The 3788-nt window shown below is 76.6% G+C and carries 3 protein-coding genes and 1 pseudogene; all 4 read left to right on the top strand.

What is annotated here, in order from left to right; all coding sequences use genetic code 11:
* On the top strand, positions 1-1232 hold a 1232-nt coding region (locus PYV61_RS22255), incomplete at its 5' end, for a tetratricopeptide repeat protein (RefSeq protein ID WP_275835805.1).
* 206 nt (positions 1233-1438) lie between these two features.
* Positions 1439-1843: a VOC family protein gene (locus PYV61_RS22250; protein ID WP_275835803.1), complete on the top strand. Its 405-nt coding sequence runs from the start codon at positions 1439-1441 to the stop codon at positions 1841-1843.
* A gap of 151 nt (positions 1844-1994) precedes the next feature.
* The gene (locus PYV61_RS22245) at positions 1995-2918 is read left to right on the top strand and encodes an ABC transporter ATP-binding protein (protein ID WP_275835801.1); all 924 of its coding nucleotides are present in this window, start codon (positions 1995-1997) and stop codon (positions 2916-2918) included.
* Positions 2915-3788: pseudogene (locus PYV61_RS22240) on the top strand (hypothetical protein); the annotation flags it as partial. The gene PYV61_RS22245 and the pseudogene PYV61_RS22240, both read left to right, overlap by 4 nt.

Raw genomic sequence — 3788 nt, 5'->3', positions numbered from 1 at the left:
GCACCACGCCCGCGCGGGGCGCGCGGCGGCTGCGCGGCGACCTGGAGACGATCGTCGCCCGCGCCACGCACGCCGACCCGGCGCGCCGCTACCCGAGCGCCGACGAGGTGGCCGCCGACGTGCGCCGCCACCTCGACGCGCTCCCGGTGCTCGCGCGCCCCGACTCGCCGGCCTACCGGCTGCGCAAGCTCGTAGCGCGCCATCCCGCGGGGAGCGCGGCCACGCTGCTCGGCGCCGCGCTGGTCGTGACCTTCGCGGCGGTGGCGGCGACGCAGGCGGCGCGGCTGCGCGCGCAGGCGGCGGTGCTGACCGCGGAGCGCGACAAGGCCGCCGAGGTGACGCGGTTCCTGACGTCGATCCTGGTGAGCGCCGACCCGTACCAGGAGTCGGGGCGCGTGCCCACGCTGCGCGAGGTGCTCGACCGCGGCGCCGCGCGCGCCGAGTCGACGCTGGCCGGGCGCCCGCTCGTGCGCGCGCACCTGCTGTCGGCGATGGCGCCGGCGTACTTCGGCATGGGGGACCGCGCGCGCGCCGACACGCTGGCCGCCGAGGCGGTGGCGCTGCGGCGGCGCGCGCTGCCTCCGGGCGACCCGGAGCTGGCGGCGTCGCTGATCTACCTCGCCAACGTGCGCCTCAACGCGGGGCGCGCCGCCGAGGCGGTGGGCGTCGCGCGCGAGGCGCTGGCGATCCGGCGCCGGCTGCCGCAGACGGCGGACAACGACACCACGCGCGCGCTCGCGGTGGTCGGCGCGGCGCTGCAGCGCGCGGCGCGGCTCGGCGAGGCCGAGGCGGCGCTGCGCGCGCTGCTCGACGCCGCGCGGGCGCGCGCGCCGACGGTGCCCCGGTTCGTCGCCCAGGCGACGCGCAACCTGGCGCACGTGCTGCGCGACCGCGGGCGCCACGCCGAGTCGATCCCGCTCTACGCGGAGGCGCACGCGCTGCACCGAGCGGTGTTCGGCGATGCGCACCCCGAGACGGCCAACAGCGCGGTGAACCTCGGGCGCGCGCACCTGCTGGCCGGCGACGCGGTGGCGGGGGAGCCGCTGCTGCGCGGCGGGGTCGAGGTGAAGCGGCGGCTGCTCGGGCTCGGGCACGTCGACACGCGCGAGAACGCGCGCACGCTGGCGGCGGCGTGGACGGCGCTGGGCCGCACGCGCGAGGCGGCGGCGCTGCGCCGGACGGTGGATTCGGTGGAGGCGGCGCAGGCGGCGGGCCCGGGGCGCGCGCCGTGAAGCGGAAGTCCCCGCGCGGCGTCCCCGACTTCTCGCGTCAGGCCTCCCGGCCCAAGGACGGCCCGCGCCACGAGTCCCCGCCCCCGACCAAGGGGAAGGCGCGCACGGACGCGCCGCGGCCGCGGGTGAAGCCGCAGTCGACGTCGGCGAAGTCGGGGCAGCGCGGCCAGTAGCCGCACGAACGTCACCAGCGACGGAGCGACCGCATGCGCCTGGACGTGTACGTGAACTACCGCGGCCGCTGCGAGGAGGCGTTCCGCTTCTACGAGCGGCACCTCGGCGGCACGATCACCGGGCTCTCCCGCCACGGCGACGCCCCGAACCCCGCCACGCCGCCCGACTGGCGCGACAAGGTCCTGCACGCGCGCATCACGATCGGCGCGACCGTGCTGATGGGCGCGGACGTCGCGCACGCGGAGCCGATGCGGAGCGCGTACCTCGCCCTGTCGTTCGACGGCGAGGACGAGGCGGAGCGCGCGTACGCCGTGCTCGCGGACGGCGGCGAGGTGTTCATGCCGATGGCGCGGACGCCGTTCGCGAACCGCTTCGCGATGCTGCGCGACCGGTTCGGCACGTCGTGGCTGCTGCTCCACCAGCCGGCGGCGTCGTGACGCCCGCGCCCCGCCGCGCGCCGCCTCGTCTCGTCCCGCCGTTCGCACGCCTCGTCACGGCGGGCGGCTCGCGGGAAACCGCGGCCCGCGGCGCCCCGTACGGCCCGGACCCCCCGGTCCGACGCACGACCGCCCCCCTCCCCGCAGCACGATGCACCTCGCCATCCGCGGCGTCTCCAAGACGTACCCCAACGGCGTCCGCGCCCTCCGCGACGTCACGCTCGACATCCCGAGCGGGATGTACGGCCTCCTCGGCCCCAACGGCGCCGGCAAGTCGTCGCTCATGCGCACGCTCGCGACGCTGCAGGAGCCCGACGTCGGCACCGTCACCCTCGAGCGCCCCGACGGCACGCGCATCGACGTGCTGCGCGAGAAGGACCGCCTGCGCCGCACCCTCGGCTACCTGCCGCAGGAGTTCGGCGTCTACCCGTCGGTGAGCGCCGAGCGCCTGCTCGACCACTTCGCGGTGCTGGAGGGGTTCACCGAGAAGGGCGCGCGGCGCCGCGTCGTCGAGGCGCTGCTGCGCCAGACCAACCTGTGGGACGTGCGCAAGGAGCGGCTCGGCGGCTACTCGGGCGGGATGCGCCAGCGCTTCGGCATCGCCGTCGCGCTGCTCGGCGGCCCCGAGCTGATCATCGTCGACGAGCCGACCGCGGGGCTCGACCCCGCCGAGCGCGTGCGCTTCCTGAACCTGCTGAGCGAGATCGGCGAGAACAGCGTCGTCATCCTCTCCACGCACATCGTGGAGGACGTCGCGGAGCTGTGCCGGCGCATGGCGATCATCGACCGCGGGCAGATCCTGCTCGAGGCGGAGCCGCTGGAGGCGATCGACGCGCTGCGCGGGCGCGTGTGGCGGCGCGTGGTGGCGAAGCACGAGCTCCCCGAGGTCGAGCGGCGGCACCGCGTGATCGCGACCAAGCTGCTCGCCGGGCGCACCCTCGTGCACGTGCACGCCGACGAGCGGCCGGGCGACGAGTTCGAGCCGGTCGAGCCGGACCTGGAGGACGTCTACTTCAGCGTCATGGCCGGTCACGAGGGCGCGCGCGCCGCGGCCCCCGAGCTGGTGGCGCGGTGACGGCCGGCGCCGCGCCCTCCGGCGCCGCGGCCTTCGGGGAGGTCTTCCGCTTCGAGGTCGGGTACCGGCTCCGCCAGCCGTCGACCTGGGTGTACGCGCTCGTGCTCTTCGGGCTGCCGTTCCTGCTGATGCACGCGATCAACGGGAGCAGCCAGTACCTGAACGCCCCGGCGAGCGTCATGCAGGCGTCGACCATCCTCGGCGGGCTCGCCATGCTCGTCACCGCCGGCGTCTTCGGCGACGCGGCGTCGCGCGACGTGCAGACGCGCATGCACGCGCTCTTCTACACGTCCCCCCTCCGCGAGCCCCACTACCTCGGCGGGCGCTTCCTCGGCGGGCTGCTCGTGAACGCGGTGCTCGTGGCGGGGATCCCGCTCGGGCTGCTCGCCGCGTCGGTGATGCCGTACATGGAGGCGGGGAAGTTCGGCCCCGTGCGGCCCGAGGCGTACCTCCAGGCGTACGCGCTGGTGCTGCTGCCCAACGCGGCCGTCATCGGCGCCTTCATGTTCGCCGCCGCCGCGCTCACCCGGCAGACGCTCGCCACCTACCTCGGCGGCGTCGCGCTGTTCCTGCTGGGCACCGTCGCCGGCGACGTCGCCGGCACCCTCGGCGGCGGCGACGTCCAGACGCTGCTCGACCCGTTCGGCTCCGGCGCCATCACGAAGGCGACGCAGTACTGGACGCCCGTCGAGCAGAACGCGCGGCTCATCGGGTGGCCCGCGGTCATGCTCGCGAACCGGGCGCTGTGGCTCGGCGTCGCGGCGCTGGTCGTCGCGCTGCTGGTCGCGCGCTTCCGCTTCGCGCACCCGGGCGGGGCGCCGCGCCTCGGCCGGCGCCCCGCCGTCGCGGACGCCGCCCCCGAGCGGCCGG

It is taken from the genome of Roseisolibacter sp. H3M3-2 (genome assembly GCF_029211165.1).
Taxonomy (GTDB): domain Bacteria; phylum Gemmatimonadota; class Gemmatimonadetes; order Gemmatimonadales; family Gemmatimonadaceae; genus Roseisolibacter.
This window is presented reverse-complemented; position numbering and strand designations above follow the sequence as displayed.